We start from the raw sequence: 18187 nt of genomic DNA, 5'->3' as shown, positions 1-18187 counted from the left end.
CCCATGGGCGGTACGGCTGCGACGGCACGCTCGCCATGGGCGCCGGGCGGGGCGCGGGAGACTCCCTGCCCCCGGCTGCAACAGCCGGGCGTATCCAGGCAGTAGTCGTGGGAAACGCACCCTGCACGGAGGACCGGGGCGCACCGCCCCGGGCGAGGGCCTAGGAGCCGCCATGTACTCGAACGGGGATGTCTTCGTCGGTGAGGTCATCGGCACCGCGATTCTGATTCTTCTCGGCGCGGGCGTGTGCGCCGCCGTCACGCTCAGCCACTCGAAGGCGAAGGCCTCCGGGTGGGTCGTCATCGCCTTCGGGTGGGGCTTCGGTGTGCTCGCCGGCGCCTATACCGCGGGTCCGCTCTCCGGCGGCCATCTCAACCCCGCCGTCACGCTCGGCATCGCCATCGACACCGGCGACTGGGACCAGGTCTGGGTCTACGTGCTCGGGCAGATGGTGGGCGCGATGCTCGGCGCCGTCCTGGCGTACCTCGTCTACTTCGCGCAGTTCCAGGCCAACGTCACGCGCGGCGCCAAGGGCGACTCCGAGGGCGTGCACCGGCCGACGGCGACGCTGGGCGTCTTCTCCACCATCCCGGAGATCCGGAACCCGGTCGCCAACATCATCACCGAGGTCATCGCGACCGTCGCGCTGGTGCTGCCGATCCTCGCCTTCGGCCTGACCAAGGGGCTCGGCGAGTCGGGCACGCAGACGCTCATCGTGGCCTTCCTCGTCGTCGGCATCGGTCTCTCGCTCGGCGGCCCGACGGGCTACGCCATCAACCCGGCGCGCGACCTCGGTCCGCGCATCGTGCACACGTTCCTGCCGATCCCCAACAAGGGCACGTCCGACTGGAGCTACTCCTGGATTCCGGTGGCCGGACCGCTGATCGGCGGAGCCCTCGCGGGCCTCATCTACAACGCAGCCTTCTGAGTCTGCGCAGCCTTCTGAGTCTTCTCACCAAGGTCATCAAGGGGTAGCCATGCCGGACAGCTCCGAGAAGTTCGTCGCCGCCATCGACCAGGGCACCACCTCGAGCCGCTGCATCATCTTCGACCGGGACGGCGCGATCGTCGCCGTGGACCAGCGTGAGCACCGCCAGATCTTCCCCAAGCCCGGGTGGGTGGAGCACGACGCCACCGAGATCTGGTCCAAGGTGCAGGCGGTGGTCGCGGGGGCGATCGCCAAGGCCGGACTCCGCGCCGACCAGCTGAGTGCGCTCGGCATCACCAACCAGCGCGAGACCACGGTCCTGTGGGACCGCGCCACCGGCAAGCCCGTGCACAACGCGATCGTGTGGCAGGACACCCGCACCTCGGCGCTCTGCAACGAACTGGGCGGCGCGGACGGCCAGGACCGCTTCCGTGAACAGACGGGCCTGCCGCTCGCGAGCTACTTCTCCGGGCCCAAGGCCGCCTGGCTGCTCGACAACGTGCCGGGGCTCAGGGCGCGCGCCGAGCGCGGCGAGATCGCCTTCGGCACGATCGACTCCTGGCTGATCTGGAACCTCACGGGCGGCACCGACGGCGGCAAGCACGTCACCGACGTCACCAACGCGGGCCGCACCATGCTGATGAACCTGCAAACGCTCCAGTGGGACCAGTCGATCCTGTCGGCGATGAACGTGCCCGAGGCGGTCCTGCCGGAGATCAGGTCGTCCGCCGAGGTGTACGGGACGGCGGTGGGCCAGCTCTCCGGAGTGCCCGTCGCCTCCGCGCTCGGCGACCAGCAGGCAGCCGTCTTCGGGCAAGCCTGCTACGACACGGGGACGGCCAAGAACACGTACGGAACAGGCAGCTTCCTGCTGCTCAACACCGGCAACCGGCCCGTCGCGTCGAAGAGCGGGCTGCTCACGACGATGGGGTACAAGATCGGCTCCGAGGCGCCCGTGTACTGCCTGGAGGGGTCCATCGCCATCACCGGCGCCCTGGTGCAGTGGTTCCGTGACCAGCTCGGCATCATCCGCTCGGCCGATGAGATCGAACCGCTCGCGGCGAGCGTGGAGGACAACGGCGGGGCGTACATCGTCCCGGCCTTCTCCGGTCTCTACGCACCGTACTGGCGCTCCGACGCGCGCGGCGTCGTGACGGGACTGACCCGGTACGTCACCAAGGCGCACCTCGCGCGTGCGGTCCTGGAGGCGACCAGCTGGCAGACCCGCGAGGTCGTGGACGCCATGTACCAGGACTCCGGGGTGCGGATCACCACCCTCAAGGTGGACGGCGGCATGACCAAGAACAACCTGCTGATGCAGCACCAGGCGGACGTCCTCGGGGTGCCCGTGATCCGGCCCAAGGTCTCCGAGACGACGTGTCTGGGCGCGGCGTACGCGGCCGGTCTCGCGACCGGCGTGTGGAACGACCTCGACGAGCTCAAGACGCACTGGCAGCAGGACGTGGAGTGGACACCCCGCATGGATGCCGAGTCGCGGGACCGCGAGTTCCACAACTGGCACAAGGCGGTGGAGCGTAGCTTCGGCTGGCTGGAGGACGGCGCGGGCTGACGGCGCCGGGCCGAACGGAACTGCGGCCCGTACCCCGGTCGGCGGGGGTACGGGCCGTAGCGGGGGCCGCGGGCCGGCCGCGCGTTACGTGGTGGCCGGTTCCCGGGCGGCCGCGGCCAGCGCCATCGCGTGTTCGACGACGTCGATGAGGACCTCTTTGACCGTCTCGCGGTCGCGCGCGTCGCACATCACGACGGGCACTTCGGGGTCGAGGTCGAGCGCCTGGCGCACGGTGTCGGCGGGGTAACGGGAGGCGCCCTCGAAGCAGTTGACGCCGACCACGAAGGGTATGGACCGCCGTTCGAAGTAGTCGACGGCGGCGAAGCAGTCCTCCAGGCGGCGGGTGTCGGCGAGGACCACGGCACCCAGCGCGCCGGTGGCCAGCTCGTCCCAGAGGAACCAGAAGCGGTCCTGCCCCGGCGTGCCGAAGAGGTAGAGGACCAGGTCCTCCCGGAGGGTGATGCGGCCGAAGTCCATGGCCACCGTGGTGGTGTGCTTGCCGGCGACACCGCTGGTGTCGTCGACGGGACGGCCGGCCTCGCTGAGGGTCTCCTCCGTGCGCAGCGGCTTGATCTCGCTGACCGCGCCGACCAGCGTCGTCTTGCCGACGCCGAAGCCGCCCGCCACGAGGATCTTCAGCGTGACAGGCTCGACGGGGGCCTTGCCGCGCTCAGAACGCCTGAAGATCATCGCTCACTTCTCCTGGATCATTGGTGTCGCGCGGCGCCGGTCCGTATCCGCCGCCGCCGGGGGTTTCGATCACGAGTACGTCGCCGGGTCCCAGGTCGGCACTGTCGCTGCCGGCGAGCTCCTCCACGGCGCCGTCCGCGCGTTCCACGCGGTTGGCGCCGAGCGCTCCGGGGGCGCCGCCCGCCATGCCGTACGGCGCGACCCTGCGGTGCTGCGACAGGGTCGAGACCGTCATCGGCTCGCGGAAGCGGATGCGGCGCACGGCGCCGTCCCCGCCGCGCTGCCTTCCGCTGCCGCCGCTGCCCTCGCGTACGGCGAACTCCTCCAGGAGGACGGGCAGCCGCCACTCCAGGACTTCGGGGTCGGTGAGCCGGGAGTTGGTCATGTGGGTCTGGACGACGGGAGCGCCGTCGAAGCCGTCGCCCGCGCCGGAGCCGGAGGCCACCGTCTCGTAGTACTGGTGGTGGTCGTTGCCGAAGGTGACGTTGTTCATCGTGCCGGAGCCCTCCGCCTGGACGCCCAGGGCGGCGTAGAGCGCGCCGGTGATGGCCTGGGAGGTCTCCACGTTCCCGGCGACGACGGCAGCGGGCGGCTCGGGCGAGAGCAGCGAGCCGGGCGGCACGATGATGCGCAGGGGGCGCAGGCAGCCGTCGTTGAGGGGGATGTCGTCGGCGACGAGGGTGCGGAAGACGTACAGGACGGCGGCGTTGACCACCGCGAGGGGGGCGTTGAAGTTCGTGGCGAGCTGCGGTGACGTGCCGCTGAAGTCGATGGTCGCCGAGCGCTCTGCGCGGTCCACGGTGACCCGGACGTGGATCGTGGCGCCGGAGTCGGTTTGATAGGCGAACTCGCCCTCTTCCAGGACGTCGATGACGCGTCGTACGGATTCCTCGGCGTTGTCCTGGACGTGCCGCATGTAGGCCTGGACCACGTCGAGGCCGAAGTCGTCGATCATGCGGGTGACTTCGTCGACGCCCTTGCGGTTGGCGGCGATCTGGGCGCGCAGGTCGGCGAGGTTGGTGTCCGGGTTGCGCGAGGGGTGGGGGGCGCCGGTGAGCAGCGCGCGGGTCTCGGCCTCGCGGAAACGGCCCTCTTCTACAAGCAGCCAGTTGTCGAAGAGGACGCCCTCTTCCTCGATGGTGCGGCTGTCGGCGGGCATGGAGCCGGGCGCGATGCCGCCGATCTCGGCGTGGTGGCCGCGCGAGGCGACGTGGAAGAGGATGCGCTCCCCCGAAGTGCCGTGCTCCCCCGGCCTGTCGAACACCGGCGTGATGACCGTGACGTCGGGCAGGTGGGTGCCGCCGTGGTACGGGTCGTTGACGGCGTAGGTGTCTCCGGGGCGCATGCCGCTGCCGCGGCGCTCGATGACCTCCTTCACGCTGGTGCCCATCGAGCCCAGGTGGACGGGGATGTGCGGGGCGTTGGCGACGAGGTTGCCGTCGGGGTCGAAGAGCGCGCAGGAGAAGTCGAGCCGCTCCTTGATGTTCACCGACTGGGAGGTGGACTCCAGGCGGGCGCCCATCTGTTCGGCGATGGACATGAAGAGGTTGTTGAAGACTTCGAGGAGGACGGGGTCCGCGCGGGTGCTCGCGGCGGAACTCTCCGGTTCCGCGACGCGTTCCATGACCAGATGTCCCGCGTCCGTGGTCGCCGCCCGCCAGCCGTCGTCCACGACGGTCGTGGAACCGTCCTCGACGATGACCGCCGGACCGGTGACCGTGTCGCCGGGCGGCAGTTCCGTACGGCGGTGCAGGGGTACGTCGCGCCAGGCGCCGCCGGTGTGCAGGCGGGCCCGGAGCGGGGCGCCGCGGGTCACCGTGCCCGCGAGGGCCGAGAGGTCGGGTGGTTCGGTGACCCCGGTGGCCTCCACGGAGAGGGCCTCGACGACGACGGGCCGGTCGAGGGTGAAGGAGTACGTGGCGCGGTGGCGGTCCTCGAAGTCCCGGGTCATGGCGCCCGGTTCGGTGAGCTCCACGGTGAGGGCCGTGTCCGTTCCGTCGTAGCGGAGCTGGGCGCGGCGGGTGACGCGGATGCGCTCGGCCGGTACGTCCTCGGCGAGGAGTTCGTCGCGGGCGGCGTTCTCCAGGGCGTCGGCGGTCTTCAGGACGTGCGGCATCGAGGACGCCGCCAAGGGCGCCTCCACGGACTGCTCGCGCATCGCCGTGGTGTCGGCGAGTCCGATGCCGAGGGCGGAGAGCACCCCGGCCATCGGCGGTACGAGGACGGTGCGGATGCCCAGCGAGTCGGCGACCATGCAGGCGTGCTGGCCGCCCGCGCCGCCGAACGTGGTGAGGGCGTAGCGCGTGACGTCGTGGCCCTTCTGGACCGAGATGCGCTTGACGGCGCCCGCGATGTTCGCCACCGCGACGCGCAGGTACCCCTCGGCGACCTGCTCGGGGGTGCGGTCGTCGCCCGTCGCCGCGCGGATCTCGTCGGCCAGGGCCGTGAAGCGTTCCCGGACGAGTTCGCCGTCGAGCGGCTGGTCCCCCGCGGGGCCGAACACCCGGGGGAAGTGGTCGGGTTGCACACGGCCCAGGGCGATGTTGGCGTCGGTGACGGTGAGGGGCCCGCCGCCGCGGTAGCTCGCCGGGCCGGGGGCCGCACCCGCCGAGTCGGGGCCCACGCGGTAGCGGCTGCCGTCGAAGTGGAGCACGGATCCGCCGCCCGCCGCGACGGTGTGGATGTCGAGCATCGGGGCGCGCAGCCGGACCCCGGCGATCTGCGTGGTGAAGACCCGCTCGTACTCCCCCGCGTAGTGCGACACGTCCGTCGACGTGCCGCCCATGTCGAAGCCGATGACGCGGTCGAAACCGGCCAGGTGCGACATGCGGGCCATGCCCACGATGCCGCCCGCGGGGCCGGAGAGGATCGCGTCCTTGCCGCGGAACTGGCCGGCCTCGGCGAGCCCGCCGTTCGACTGCATGAACATCAGCCGTACGCCGTCGAGTTCGTCGGCGACGTGCTGGACGTAGCGGCGCAGGACCGGCGACAGATAGGCGTCGACGACGGCGGTGTCCCCGCGCGGGACGAGCTTCATGAGCGGGCTGACCTCGCTGGAGAGCGACACCTGCGGAAAGCCGGTACGGGCGGCGAGTTCCCCGACGGCCTGTTCGTGGGCGGGGTACAGGTGGCTGTGCACGCAGACCACCGCCACGGAGCGGATCCCGTCGTCGTACGCCCCCCGCAGCGGCCCCGCGAGGCCGTCCAGGTCGGGGGCGCGCAGCACCTCGCCTTCGGCGGTGACCCGCTCGTCGACCTCGATGACCCGGTCGTAGAGGAGTTCGGGCAGGACGATCTCGCGGGCGAAGATCTGCGGGCGGTTCTGGTAGGCGATGCGCAGGGCGTCGCGGAAGCCCCGGGTGATGATCAGGGCCGTGGGCTCGCCCTTGCGTTCCAGGAGGGCGTTGGTGGCGACGGTGGTGCCCATGCGGACGGCGTCGAGGTCCGCGGGGCCGCCGGCCCCGGCGCCGTCGAGCAGTTCGCGGATGCCCGCGACCGCCGCGTCCCGGTAGCGCGCGGGGTTCTCGGAGAGGAGCTTGTGCGTGCGGAGACCGCCGTCCGGCCGGCGCGCGACGATGTCGGTGAAGGTGCCGCCCCTGTCGACCCAGAACTGCCAGCCAGTCACGTTGCCACTCTCGCTTCCGCGCTGCTCAGAGCGCCCGGAGGCCGCTGATCACGTCGCGCAGAATACTCTCGTCCGGCAGCTCAGCGGGGGGTACGGGGCGGGTCACGTGCACCAGCTCGTCCTCGACGAGGTCGCCGATGAGGACGCGTACCACACCGATGGGCAGGTCGAGCTCGGCCGCCAGCTCGGCGACCGACTGGGGCGTGTCGCGGCAGAGCTCGACGATGTCCACGTGCTCCGGAGACAGCGTCTGGTCGGCCTCCGGGGCGCCGGACGCCGCCCATGACTCGGTGATGACGACCGCGATCAGGTCGAGCCGGTGCTGCCCGGTGCTCGTGGTGCGGCCGCGCGTCATCGCGTACGGCCGCACCACGGGTCCGGCGTCGTCGTCGAACCAGCGGGCCGTCTCCTGCGCTCCCGCTAATCTCCGCTTGGCCTCTGTCGTTCTCTGCGTCCCTCGACCGTCGTGAGTCATGACCTCCCACTACCCCCCGGCGGGCAGATCCGTGCGCGGAGCCGTCCCCAGATGCACGCCCACCCGCTTGACCAGCAACGTCATTTCGTACGCCACCAGGCCGACGTCGGAGTCCGCGTCCGCGAGGACCGCGAGACAGCTGCCGTCGCCGGCCGCCGTGACGAAGAGGAAGGCGTCGTCGAGCTCGACCACGGTCTGGCGGACCCGGCCCGCCTCGAAGTGCCGCCCGACTCCCTTGGCGAGGCTGTGGAACCCGGAGGCGACGGCCGCGAGGTGCTCGCTGTCCTCCCTGGTCAGGTTCTTCGACAGGCCGGTCGGCAGGCCGTCGCCGGAGAGCACGAGTGCCTTGCGGATGCTGGCGACGCGCTGGACCAGATCATCGAGGAGCCAGTTCAGCTCTCCCCGCCCGCCGGTTGTCGTGGTGCGTGCGTCGGCATTCGGTGCGGTCATCGACCGTCCCCCTCGGATGTCGTTCCTGGTGCTGTGCCGTTCGTGGCATCGTCGCCCGCGGCGTTCTCGTCGCGGCCGCGCTGCCAGCCCCGCTGGAGCGAGGCCATGCGGCTGCGGACCTCTTCCGCGTCACGCTCCTCCGGCCGGGTCTCGGCGCGTTCGGGGCTGCGGTCGGGTCCGGCCTTCAACTGCGGGGCGAGACTGGCCTGCCGGACACGGCGGGGCAGTCCGCCCGGGGCGGTCGTGGGGGTGCTCCGGTCCTGCGGCGCGGAGCGGTAGGCGCGCCGAGGGGGCTCGGGCGACGGGTCGTCGGCGGCCGTGACGTCCCGGTGCGGCGGGGACAGGTCGGGCCAGGCCGGCTGTTGCGGGCGCTCCGGGAGCTCGTCCTCGGCGGCCGGGGCCAGCGGCCTGTCGGCCGGGAACCTGCTGTCCTGTGTCCTGTTCTCCGGGAACCTGCTGTCCTGCGGCCTGGTGTGCGTCACCGGCCGGCCGTTCGAGCGGACCAGTTTCGGGGTCCTGCGGCGCGGCAGCGGGACGGGGCCCCCGTGGGCCTCGTCGGCGGCGTCGTCGTCCAGGTGGACGGGGCCGGCGTCCAGCCGTGTCGGCTCCGCGCGGCCCGCCTCGCGGTCGTCGCGGGCCTGCTGGTGCTGTTCGCCCGGTGTGCCCGCCACGCGGCGGCGCGGCCGGAAGAGACCGCCGCGCTCACTGTCCTCGTCGTCGAGGGCACCGGGGAAGCGGTCCAGGTCCGCGAGGCTGATCGGCGCCTCCAGTTCGACGGGGCCGTCGATGACGGAGGCGGGCAGCCCCGGGAGCTGCACGGGCACCTGGGCGAGGGCCGCCGTGCGGTCGGCCGCCCGGTCGGGGCCCGCCACGGCGCCCTTGCTCTGCGGGCGGTCCAGCCGGTAGCCGCCGGTGTCGGGTGCGTCGTCGGTGAGCAGGGACTCGGGGATGAAGACGACGGCCGTCGTGCCGCCGTACGGAGAGGGCTGCAGGGAGACGCGGACGCGCTGGCGCTGCGCGAGCCTGCTGACCACGAACAGGCCGAGCCGGTCGGTGTCCGACAGCTCGAACTCGGGGGTCTCCGCGAGCCGCAGGTTGGCGTCGAGGAGTGCGTCGGGCGTCATGCCCAGGCCCCGGTCGTGGATCTCCAGGGTGAAGCCGTTGGCGACGTGCTCGCCGAGGACCTGCACCCCGGTGTGCGGGGGCGAGAACACCGTGGCGTTCTCCAGGAGTTCGGCGAGCAGGTGCGTGAGGTCGGCGACGGCGGGGCCGGTGACCGCGATGCGGGGCAGCCGGCGCACCTCGATGCGTTCGTAGTCCTCGACCTCGGCGACGGCGGCGCGGACGACGTCCATGAGCTGGACGGGCTTGCGCCACTGCCGCGAAGGGGCGGCTCCGGAGAGGATCACCAGGCCTTCGGCGTGCCGCCGCATGCGGGTGGTCAGGTGGTCGAGGCGGAAGAGGTCGGCGAGTTCGTCGGTGTCCTCGGTCCTGCGCTCCATGGTGTCCAGGAGGGTGAGCTGCTTGTGCAGCAGCACCTGGCTGCGGCGGGCGAGGTTGACGAAGACCTCGGAGACGCCGCGGCGCAGGTCCGCCTGTTTGACGGTGGCCTCGACGGCGGCGCGCTGCAGGGTGTTGAGCGCCTGCCCGACCTGCCCGATCTCGTCCTTGCCGTAGGTCAGGCGGGGCGCCTCGGTCTCCACGTCGACCTGCTCGCCGGCCGCCAGCCTGCGCAGCACGCCCGGCAGCCGGACACCGGACGCCTCGTGGGCCTCCAGGCGCAGGCGGCGCAGGTCGCGGATGAGGCTGCGGCCGATGCGTACGGAGAGGAAGAGCGAGAACAGCAGCGCGAGCAGGCCGAGGACCCCGGCCGCGATGACCCGCACGATCACGCCGACGGCCGCGGGCTCGACGCGGTCCTGGAAGCTGTCGGTCGCCTCGATGTTCCGTTCGGAGAGCTGCTTGAGTACCCGGCCCGCCGTCTCGTCCCAGTGGCTGGACGTCACCACGTCCGGAGCTCGGGTACCGGCCTCGATGACGTCGTTCTCGGCCTTGTTCAGCTGCTGGGCCTCGGTGCCGTTCCAGTAGCGCTCGTAGCGGCCGCGGTCCTCCTCGGAGAGCTGCGCGAAGTTGACTTCGAAGAGGAGGGTGCGCTGCGCGCGGAGCTCGGTGACCTGACGGACCTCCGCCTTGGTGATCCGGCCCGCGACGAGCGCCGAACCGATCACCGCGTCCTCGCGGGAGAGCAGTTCACGCGCGCGGGTCGCGCCGACGAGCGCGCGGCCCTGCTGGTCGTACTCCATGTCGTCGAGGCCGGAGTAGCCGTTCAGGGTGCTGAGCAGGTCGAAGTACGGGTCGATCAGCTTGGTGTACATGTTCAGGGCGCCGGCCCTGGTGATCGTGCCCTCCGCGACGCTCCTGCGCAGCGGCTGGATGCCGTCGAAGGCCTCGACGAGCTCGTCGAGCCGTTTGCGCGAGTCCCCGTCGACCCCGTCACGGACGTCCGGATCCTCGGCGTTGGCCCGGATCTTGGCGATCATCCCGTCGGTGGCGGTGCGGCTGCGGCGCAACCCGGCCAGGGCGTCCGAGGCCCGCGGGTCGGCGAGATAGACGAGAGTCTGGCGGCGCTCCTGCTGGATGACGCGCGCCGTGTCCTCGACCGGGAAGGCGAGCTTGTCGACGACGTTCACCGTGTCGATCAGGCTCAGCGCCTGGCGCCCCGTGATGACGGTGGCGAAGCCCCAGATGGCGGTCAGGGAGAGCAGCGGCACGAGCAGCAGCGCCACGATCTTCCGGCGGATGGACTTCCCGCGAAAGCGCATGGCCTCCCCCAGATCGGCCCCCTGCGACCGTTGCACGGGCCAGGGGCACACATGTGCGTCAACAAACGGCGCGAGCCTACTACTGACTCACGGGCAACTCGAAGAAGCATCCGAACGCTTTTCGGCCGTGACGCGAAAGGCGCGTCCCCAGTTGTCCCTCCATTACGGGAGATTGCGACCCAGCATGTGGCACCTATTGCCCGGCCCCATCCGCCTTTCCGCGCAAGCCAGTTGGCCGGTTTTCTTCGCTTCGTGGAACCGGAGCGGGAATCTTTCGTATCTCTCGTTCGTCAAGGGGGAAGAGAGTCGCGGCTCACGGCGCACGTCATCGGACAGCCGACATAAAGGGCAGTAAAACGGGCAGCCACTGGTGAGTTGAGTCCGGTGGACGGCCGAAGGATGTGTCCCGCGTGTTCCATGAACGGCCGCGAAGCAGTGGGGGGAGTGACGAAATGAAGGGCACGGCGGAGCGCCACAGGGTTCAGCGGACTCCGGCTCAGCAGGCTCCGACTCGGCGAGACTCGGTTCAGCAGGGCCCGACTGCCCAGCGGACGGCTGACCGGCGCCCGGTTCCGCAGGAGCAGGAGTACGAACAGGCGGCGCAGCGGCCCCCGTTGTGGGTCGAGGAGCCCGCCCGCAAGCGGCGGCTGCCCGATCCCGTGCGGACGGCTGCGGTGCGGGCCGTGATCATAGTGGCGGTCACCCTCGTGCAGGCGATGATCGCTTTCCTGGCCGCCCTCGCGGGTTCCTGGCTCTCCTTCCCCATGGTCCTGAGCAGCGTGGCCAGCACGGTCGTGGCGACCTGGGGCGTGCTCGACGTATGGGTGACCCGCCAGGTGTGGAACCAACGGCACGGAGTGGTGTCGATGCCGAGCAGCACGGCGCGGCGGCTGCGCCGTGAGCGGCGCCGGGCCCGCCGCCATACCAGAGCGGCGTCGCGCGGCAAGGAGCGCATACCAGGGCGCGGTGGGTCGGGGCGGTTGTCGCACCCCTGAGGGGGACGGCGACGGGCGGCGGGCCCTTCGGGCTGCCCTCAGACCCCTGCGGGCTCCGTCACCCGCCCCGAAGGCTCAGGCGCCCCGGCGGCCGCGAGTTCCCGCCGCATCTTCGTGAAGGGCCGGGCACGGTCGACCGCGAGGACCGCAGTGGTGCGGCCCGCGCAAGCATAGACGGCGAGGAATCCGCTCCCCTCCAGGACGTCCGGCGAGCCCTCGACGACGCGTACGGTGTCGCCGTCGCCGCGCCGTCCCGCGAACTGCACCCGCGAGCCGTACTGATCCGACCAGAAGTACGGCAGGGGGCGCACCGCCCGCACCGTGCGGCCGGCGAGGAGGTTCGCCACGGCGACGCGGGGCTGCTCGGTGGCGCTCGTCCAGTGCTCGGCCCGGACGCCGTCCACCCGGGCCACGTCCCCGACCGCGACGACCTGGGGCAGCGCGGTGACACAGCCCTCGTCGCACAGGACACCGGCGTCCACGGCGAGCGGTGAGCCCGCGAGCCAGCCGGTGTTGGGGGCCGCCCCGATCCCGACGACGACCACGTCGGCGGGCAGCAGCCCGCCGTCGGACAGCTCCACGGCACAGACGGCACTTCCCGTGGACCGCAGCCCCGTCACACCCACACCCGAAAGGAGGCGTACACCGCCGCGGGCATGGAGCCGCGCGCACACCGAGGCCATCTCCGGGCCGAGTTGGGCCGTGAGCGGCAGCGGAGCGGCCTCGACCACCGTGACCTCATGGCCGAGCACCACGCACGAGGACGCCGTCTCGGCCCCGATGAAGCCCCCGCCGATCACCACGACCCGCCGCGGGCCACGGGTCAGTTCCGCCCGCAGGGCACGGGCGTCGTCCAGGGTGCGCAGGGTGTGCACGCCCGTGAGCGCGGGCCCGGGCAGGCGCCGCGCGGACGCGCCGGTGGCGATGACGACGCCGTCGCCCGTCAGGCTGCGGCCGTCGTCGAGGACGACCGTGCGGCCGCGCGCGTCGAGAGAGCGCGCACGGGTGCCGAGGACCCACTCGACGGCGAGCTCCGCCGTCTCCTCCTCATCGCCCAGGGCGATGTGCCGCTCGTCGCCGCCACCGGTGAGGAAGTCCTTGGACAGGGGCGGCCGGTCGTACGGCGGGTGCCGTTCCGCGCCGACGACGGTCAGGTTGCCGTCGAACCCCTGGGCGCGCAGTTCCCGCGCCGCGTACAGTCCGGCGAGCGAGGCACCCACCACGATGACGCTCCTCATGCCGCTGATCCCTTCTCGGCGGCTCCCGCGTCGGTGGCGGTGCGGACGTCGGTTGCGGTGCGGACGTCCGTGACGGTGCGGACCTCAGTGGCGAGGCTGACATGGACGACGCCCTCCTCGACGTACACCTGGTGGGTGCGTACGGGACGGCGTGCGGGCAGGCACGTGGGCCTGCCGGTGCGAAGATCGAATGACGCGGCGTGCAGCGGGCATTCGACCTGGCAGCCCTCCAGCCACCCCTCCGACAGGGAGGCGTTCTGGTGGCTGCACGTGTCGTCGATGGCGAAGAGCTCGCCGTCGGCGTTGAACACCGCGACGGGTGGCGTGGTGTCGAGGCGGACGGACTCGCCCGCGGGGAGGTCTTCAAGGCGGCATACGGGGATCATGGGCCCCCCTCTGGTGTCATTCGGCCCGGTCCCGGCCCCTCTGGGGGCCACGACCCTTCGGTAACATGATGTTTCGCATGGCGCACGAGGGAGCGCTATGCGCAACAGAATCCGGGTGGGGCGCCCATCGCGTCAAGGGCTTCCCGAAGACGCGGCTTCAACAGGCCGCTAGGTGGTGAGAGTTCAGATATGACGGGCGAGCGGAAAAAGGCTGATCAGAACAGGGCGCCGGACGGGAAACCACCGGAGAGGCAGCCGAAGGGCGCGGCCGGATCCGTCCAGTCCGTGGACCGCGCGGTGAGTGTTCTGGAGATCCTCGCGCGGCACGGGGAGGCCGGAGTCACCGAGATCGCCGACGAGTTGGGCGTCCACAAGTCGACGGCCTTCCGGCTCCTCGGGGTGCTCGAGAACCGCGGCCTGGTCGGCCAGGCGAAGGACCGCGGGAAGTATTTCCTGGGTGCGGGCGTACTCCGCCTCGCGGGGGCGGCGGCAGTGCGCATGGACATCTCGCAGGAGGGCGGCCCGGTCTGCCGCGAACTGGCGGACGAGGTGGGCGAGACGGTCAACATCGCGGTCCTGGACGACGACGCCGCGGTCAACATCATGCAGGCCCGCGGGCCCGCCTCGGTGACCGCGCAGAACTGGCTGGGCCGGCGCACCCCGCTGCACGCGACATCCAGCGGAAAGGTGCTGCTCGCGCACCTGCCGACGACGCTGCGCGAGGGCCTGATGGCCCGCGCCCTGCCGCGCCTGACCGACCGCACGGTGACCGGCACGGCGGCGTTGCGCGGCGAGCTCGAAGCGGTGACCGAGCAGGGTTTCGCCGTCGCCGTCGAGGAGTTGGAGGTGGGCCTCGCCGCCGTGGCCGCGCCGGTGCGCGCGCACGACGGCAAGGTGATCGGGGCGCTCAGCGCGTCGGGGCCGGTCTACCGGCTGACCGAGGAGCGTCTCACCGAGCTCGCCAAGCGCACCGTCGCGGCGTCCGTCGAGCTCTCCCGGCGGATGGGGTACGGCTTCTGAGAGCCTGGGTCATATCCCCGGTCGGATCAGCGGGCGGCGTCTGGTGCGTGCGATCGCAAGGCGGCGGGAAGCCCTTGTAGCGGAGCTACCAGGGCTTTTCGGCAACGCGGCGAGCGTGCGTGCCAGACGCCGCCCGCCCGGCCGGGGATATGACACAGGCTCTGAGCACCGCTTCGCCGCCGGTCCGCGTCCTGGGGCGCGGGCCTTTGGAGGCGGCCGCGGGGAGAGCGCCGCAGCGTACGGACATCCGAGGGCGGGGCCGGGAAGTTCCGGCCCCGCCCTGCTGCGCGCCGCCCGCTCCCCCGGCGCTCCCAGCGAGATGCGAAGGGTTGACTCCGCCCCCTTGACGGCCTCTTGATGGCATTCCCAGTATGTCTCCCATAGCGCAACCGAACGTGCAGTACGCAACAACACCGCCACGCCGTGCGCAACAGCGGAGGAGTCTGCCGTGCCCCACGAGGTCCGTGCCGTCGTCGCCCCGAAGAGGGGCGCACCCGTCGAACCGCAGACGATCGTCGTGCCGGATCCCGGCCCAGGGGAGGTGCTGGTCTCGGTCCGGGCCTGCGGGGTCTGCCGCACGGATCTGCACTACCGGGAGGGTGCGATCAACGACGACTTCCCGTTCCTGCTCGGCCACGAGGCGGCCGGCACCGTCGAGGCGACCGGCGCCGACGTCGACGGCCTCGTCCCCGGCGACTGCGTCGTGATCGCCTGGCGCGCGCCCTGCGGGGCCTGCCGGTCCTGTCTGCGCGGCCGCCCCTGGTACTGCTTCGACTCGCGCAACGCCACGCAGCCCATGACGCTCCTGGACGGCACCCCGCTGAGTCCCGCCCTCGGCATCGGCGCCTTCGCCGAGAAGACGCTGGTCGCCGCGGGACAGGCCGTGAAGGTCGACCCGGCGGCCCGCCCCGAGGCCGTGGCCCTGATCGGCTGCGGGGTGATGGCGGGCTACGGGGCCGCGGTGAACACCGGCGGTGTGGGCCGCGGCGACACCGTCGCCGTCATCGGCTGCGGCGGCGTCGGGAACGCCGCGGTCGCCGGGGCGTCCCTGGCCGGAGCCCGCCGGGTCATCGCCGTCGACATCGACGACGCGAAACTGGACGGGACGACCCGGTTCGGCGCGACCCACACCGTCAACTCCCTCGGCACGGACCCGGTCGAGGCGGTCCGGCAGCTGACCGGCGGCCACGGCGTCGACGTCGCGATCGACGCGGTCGGCACCCCGGCGACGTACCGGCAGGCCTTCTTCATGCGGGACCACGCGGGCGTGCTCGTCCAGGTCGGGGTGCCCGAGCCGGGGATGACGATCGATCTGCCGCTGATCGACCTCTTCTCGCGCGGCGGCGCCCTCAAGTCGTCCTGGTACGGGGACTGCCTGCCCACCCGTGACTTCCCGATCCTCGTCGACCAGTACCTCAGCCGCCGCCTCGACCTCGGCGGATTCGTCTCCGAGACAATCACGCTCGACCGGGTGGAGGAGGCGTTCGCGAGGATGCGGCGGGGCGAAGTGCTGCGGTCGGTGGTGGTCCCGTGAGCCCCGGCCGGGCCGGAGGGCCCCGCGTGGTCGTCATCGGAGCGGGCATCGTCGGCTGCTCACTCGCCGACGAGCTGACCGCCCGCGGCTGGAGCGACGTCACCGTCCTCGACCAGGGGCCGCTGCCCGCGCCGGGCGGCTCCACCTCGCACGCTCCGGGCCTGGTCTTCCGGACGGGCCCGTCCAGGACGATGACCGCGTTCGCCGCGTACACCGTGGAGAAGTTCACCTCCCTGGAGGTAGACGGCCTCCCCTGCTTCGACCCGGTCGGCGGTCTGGAGCTTGCCACGACGCCGGAGCGCTGGGACGACCTGCACCGCAAGGCCGGTCTCGCCGCGTCCTGGGGCGTGCGCGCCGAGCTCGTCGGCCCCGCGCGCTGCAAGGAACTGTGGCCGCTCGTCGACGAGAGCCAGCTGTACGGAGGGCTGTACACGCCCGAGGACGGTCTGGCCCGCGCCGTGCCCGCCTGCCGGGCGCAGATGGAGCGGGCACGCGCGCGTGGAGCCCGTTTCCTCGAACGGCACACCGTGACGGGCATCGAGCGGGACGACGGCCGTGTGATGGCCGTCGTCACCGACCGCGGCACCTTCCCCGCCGACCACGTCGTCTCGGCGGCCGGGTTCTGGGGGCCGGTGATCGGGCGGCTGGCGGGCGTCGGCATCCCTCTGCTGCCGCTCGCCCACCAGTACGCGAAGACGGCGCCCCTGCCCGAGCTCGCCGGGCCGGGTGGCCCGCGTCCGGAGGCGTCCCTGCCGATCCTCCGCCACCAGGACCGCGATCTGTACTTCCGTGAGCACCACGACCGCATCGGCATCGGCTCGTACGCCCATCGCCCGCTGCCCGTCGACCCGTTCACCGTCCCCGCGTACGACGACGCCGAGGACATGCCGTCCTCGTACCCCTTCACCGAGGAGGACTTCGCGCCGAGCTGGGAGGACTGCCGGAGGCTGCTCCCTGCGCTGAGGGGGACGGAGATCGCGGAGGGCTTCAACGGCGTCTTCTCCTTCACGCCCGACGGCATGCCGGTACTGGGTGAATCCCGGGCGCTGCGTGGCTTCTGGCTGGCCGAGGCCGTCTGGGTCACGCACTCCGCGGGGGTCGCCAAGGCGGTCGCCGAGTGGATGGTCGACGGACGGCCCTCGCTCGATCTGCACGAGTGCGAGCTGACGCGCTTCGAGGACGCGCAGCGCTCTCCCGCGTACGTGGCCGAGCGCGGGGCGCGCCAGTTCGTCGAGGTCTACGACGTCATCCACCCGCTCCAGCCGCTGGACGGGCAGCGCCCCCTCCGGGTCAGCCCCTTCCACGCCCGCCAGCGGGAGCTGGGCGCGGTCTTCCTGGAAGGCGGCGGCTGGGAGCGCCCGCACTGGTACGAGGCCAACGCGCCGCTGACCGAGGGCACCGACGTGCGGGAGCGCGACGCCTGGTCGGCCCGCCACTGGTCCCCCGTCGCGGCGGCCGAGGCGCGCGCCACCCGCGAACGGGTCGCCCTCTACGACATGACGCCGCTGCGCCGCCTGGAGGTCACGGGCTCCGGCTCCCTCGCCTTCCTCCAGCACATGACCTCCAACAACCTCGCCAAGAGGCCTGGTTCGGTCACGTACACGCTGCTCCTCGACGAGGCGGGCGGCATCCGTTCCGACCTGACCGTGGCGCGGCTCGGCCCGGACCGCTTCCAGGTGGGCGCCAACTCCCCCGCCGACCTCGACTGGCTGCTCCGCCACGCCCCCGGCACGGTCCACGTCAGGGACATCACCTCCGGGACCTGCTGCGTCGGCGTCTGGGGTCCACTGGCCCGCGCGCTCGTCCAGCCGCTCACCCGTGACGACTTCTCGCACGAGGCGTTCGGCTACTTCCGGGCGCAGGAGACCTACATCGGGCACGTCCCGGTGACCGCCCTGCGCCTGTCGTACGTCGGCGAGCTGGGCTGGGAGCTGTACACCACCGCCGACCTGGGGCTCCGCCTCTGGGACACGCTGTGGGAGGCGGGGCGCGCGCACGGCGTGATCGCGGCGGGGCGCTCCGCCTTCAACAGCCTGCGGCTGGAGAAGGGGTACCGCGCGTGGGGCCACGACATGACCACCGAACACAACCCCTACGAGGCGGGCGTCGGCTTCGCGGTCCGCATGAACAAGGGTGACTTCGTCGGGCGTTCGGCGCTCGAAGGGCTCGGGGAACCGACCCGGAGGCTCACCGCCCTGCTCCTCGACGACCCCGCCGCCGTCGTCCTCGGCAAGGAACCCGTGTACGTCGACGGCGCCCCGGCCGGGTACGTCACCAGCGCCTCGTACGGGTACACCCTGGGCCGCTGCGTCGCGTACGCCTGGCTGCCGCCCCTGGCCGCGGGCGTCGGCGTGCACGTCGAGTACTTCGGCGAGAAGGTGCCCGCGACGGTCGCGGAGGAGCCCTTGTTCGACCCGGAGATGACCCGCATCCGCCGCTAGCCGCCTGGAGGCA

Annotated in this window: 12 protein-coding genes and 1 pseudogene; 6 read left to right on the top strand and 7 right to left on the bottom strand. The window is 72.0% G+C overall.

Annotated elements, in window-relative coordinates; translation table 11 throughout:
- Nucleotides 1-172: 172 nt before the first annotated feature.
- On the top strand, nt 173-928 hold the full coding sequence (locus tag ACZ69I_RS33065; RefSeq protein ID WP_470836271.1) for an MIP/aquaporin family protein: 756 nt from the start codon (nt 173-175) through the stop codon (nt 926-928).
- 49 nt (nt 929-977) lie between these two features.
- The gene (gene glpK / locus ACZ69I_RS33060) at nt 978-2498 is read left to right on the top strand and encodes a glycerol kinase GlpK (protein WP_470836270.1); all 1521 of its coding nucleotides are present in this window, start codon (nt 978-980) and stop codon (nt 2496-2498) included.
- Nucleotides 2499-2582: 84 nt separating this feature from the next.
- Here glpK and ACZ69I_RS33055 read toward each other — a convergent pair whose 3' ends face one another.
- From ACZ69I_RS33055 to ACZ69I_RS33035, 5 genes are all read right to left on the bottom strand, one after another.
- Nucleotides 2583-3188, bottom strand: a complete 606-nt coding sequence (locus tag ACZ69I_RS33055) for a GTP-binding protein (RefSeq protein WP_467679618.1) — start codon at nt 3186-3188, stop codon at nt 2583-2585.
- Nucleotides 3169-6813 carry a hydantoinase B/oxoprolinase family protein gene (locus ACZ69I_RS33050; RefSeq protein WP_470836268.1) on the bottom strand — a complete coding sequence of 1215 codons (3645 nt, stop codon included), beginning with the start codon at nt 6811-6813 and terminating at the stop codon, nt 3169-3171. The genes ACZ69I_RS33055 and ACZ69I_RS33050 overlap by 20 nt, the downstream gene beginning before the upstream one ends.
- A 25-nt stretch (nt 6814-6838) precedes the next feature.
- Nucleotides 6839-7186 (bottom strand): DUF742 domain-containing protein, encoded by a 348-nt coding sequence (locus ACZ69I_RS33045; RefSeq protein WP_470836267.1) that lies wholly within the window; start codon nt 7184-7186, stop codon nt 6839-6841.
- 111 nt (nt 7187-7297) lie between these two features.
- Nucleotides 7298-7738 carry a roadblock/LC7 domain-containing protein gene (locus ACZ69I_RS33040; protein ID WP_361726875.1) on the bottom strand — a complete coding sequence of 147 codons (441 nt, stop codon included), beginning with the start codon at nt 7736-7738 and terminating at the stop codon, nt 7298-7300.
- Nucleotides 7735-10560, bottom strand: coding sequence for a sensor histidine kinase (locus ACZ69I_RS33035; protein ID WP_470836266.1), 2826 nt, complete (start codon nt 10558-10560; stop codon nt 7735-7737). The genes ACZ69I_RS33040 and ACZ69I_RS33035 overlap by 4 nt, the downstream gene beginning before the upstream one ends.
- Nucleotides 10561-11012: 452 nt before the next feature.
- Here ACZ69I_RS33035 and ACZ69I_RS33030 point away from each other — a divergent pair, with 452 nt between their 5' ends.
- Nucleotides 11013-11555: a hypothetical protein gene (locus tag ACZ69I_RS33030; protein ID WP_470836265.1), complete on the top strand. Its 543-nt coding sequence runs from the start codon at nt 11013-11015 to the stop codon at nt 11553-11555.
- A 38-nt stretch (nt 11556-11593) separates the two neighbouring features.
- Here the strand turns inward: ACZ69I_RS33030 and ACZ69I_RS33025 are convergent, their stop codons facing one another.
- Both ACZ69I_RS33025 and ACZ69I_RS33020 read right to left on the bottom strand, forming a co-directional pair.
- Nucleotides 11594-12793 carry an NAD(P)/FAD-dependent oxidoreductase gene (locus ACZ69I_RS33025; RefSeq protein ID WP_470836264.1) on the bottom strand — a complete coding sequence of 400 codons (1200 nt, stop codon included), beginning with the start codon at nt 12791-12793 and terminating at the stop codon, nt 11594-11596.
- A 74-nt stretch (nt 12794-12867) separates the two neighbouring features.
- A pseudogene (locus ACZ69I_RS33020) lies at nt 12868-13179 on the bottom strand (bifunctional 3-phenylpropionate/cinnamic acid dioxygenase ferredoxin subunit); the annotation flags it as partial.
- 189 nt (nt 13180-13368) lie between these two features.
- Between ACZ69I_RS33020 and ACZ69I_RS33015 the strand changes: the two are divergent.
- From ACZ69I_RS33015 to ACZ69I_RS33005, 3 genes are all read left to right on the top strand, one after another.
- A complete protein-coding gene (locus ACZ69I_RS33015; RefSeq protein WP_467679604.1) occupies nt 13369-14199 on the top strand; it encodes an IclR family transcriptional regulator in 831 nt (276 codons plus the stop codon).
- A 448-nt stretch (nt 14200-14647) separates the two neighbouring features.
- Nucleotides 14648-15733 (top strand): S-(hydroxymethyl)mycothiol dehydrogenase, encoded by a 1086-nt coding sequence (locus tag ACZ69I_RS33010; protein WP_470836263.1) that lies wholly within the window; start codon nt 14648-14650, stop codon nt 15731-15733.
- Between the two features lie 26 nt (nt 15734-15759).
- Nucleotides 15760-18174, top strand: a complete 2415-nt coding sequence (locus tag ACZ69I_RS33005) for a GcvT family protein (RefSeq protein WP_470836262.1) — start codon at nt 15760-15762, stop codon at nt 18172-18174.
- Nucleotides 18175-18187: the final 13 nt, after the last annotated feature.

It is taken from the genome of Streptomyces sp. NPDC036815 (assembly GCF_055609205.1).
Note: the sequence above shows the minus strand (reverse complement) of the source record. Positions and strands in the feature narration are given on the sequence as shown.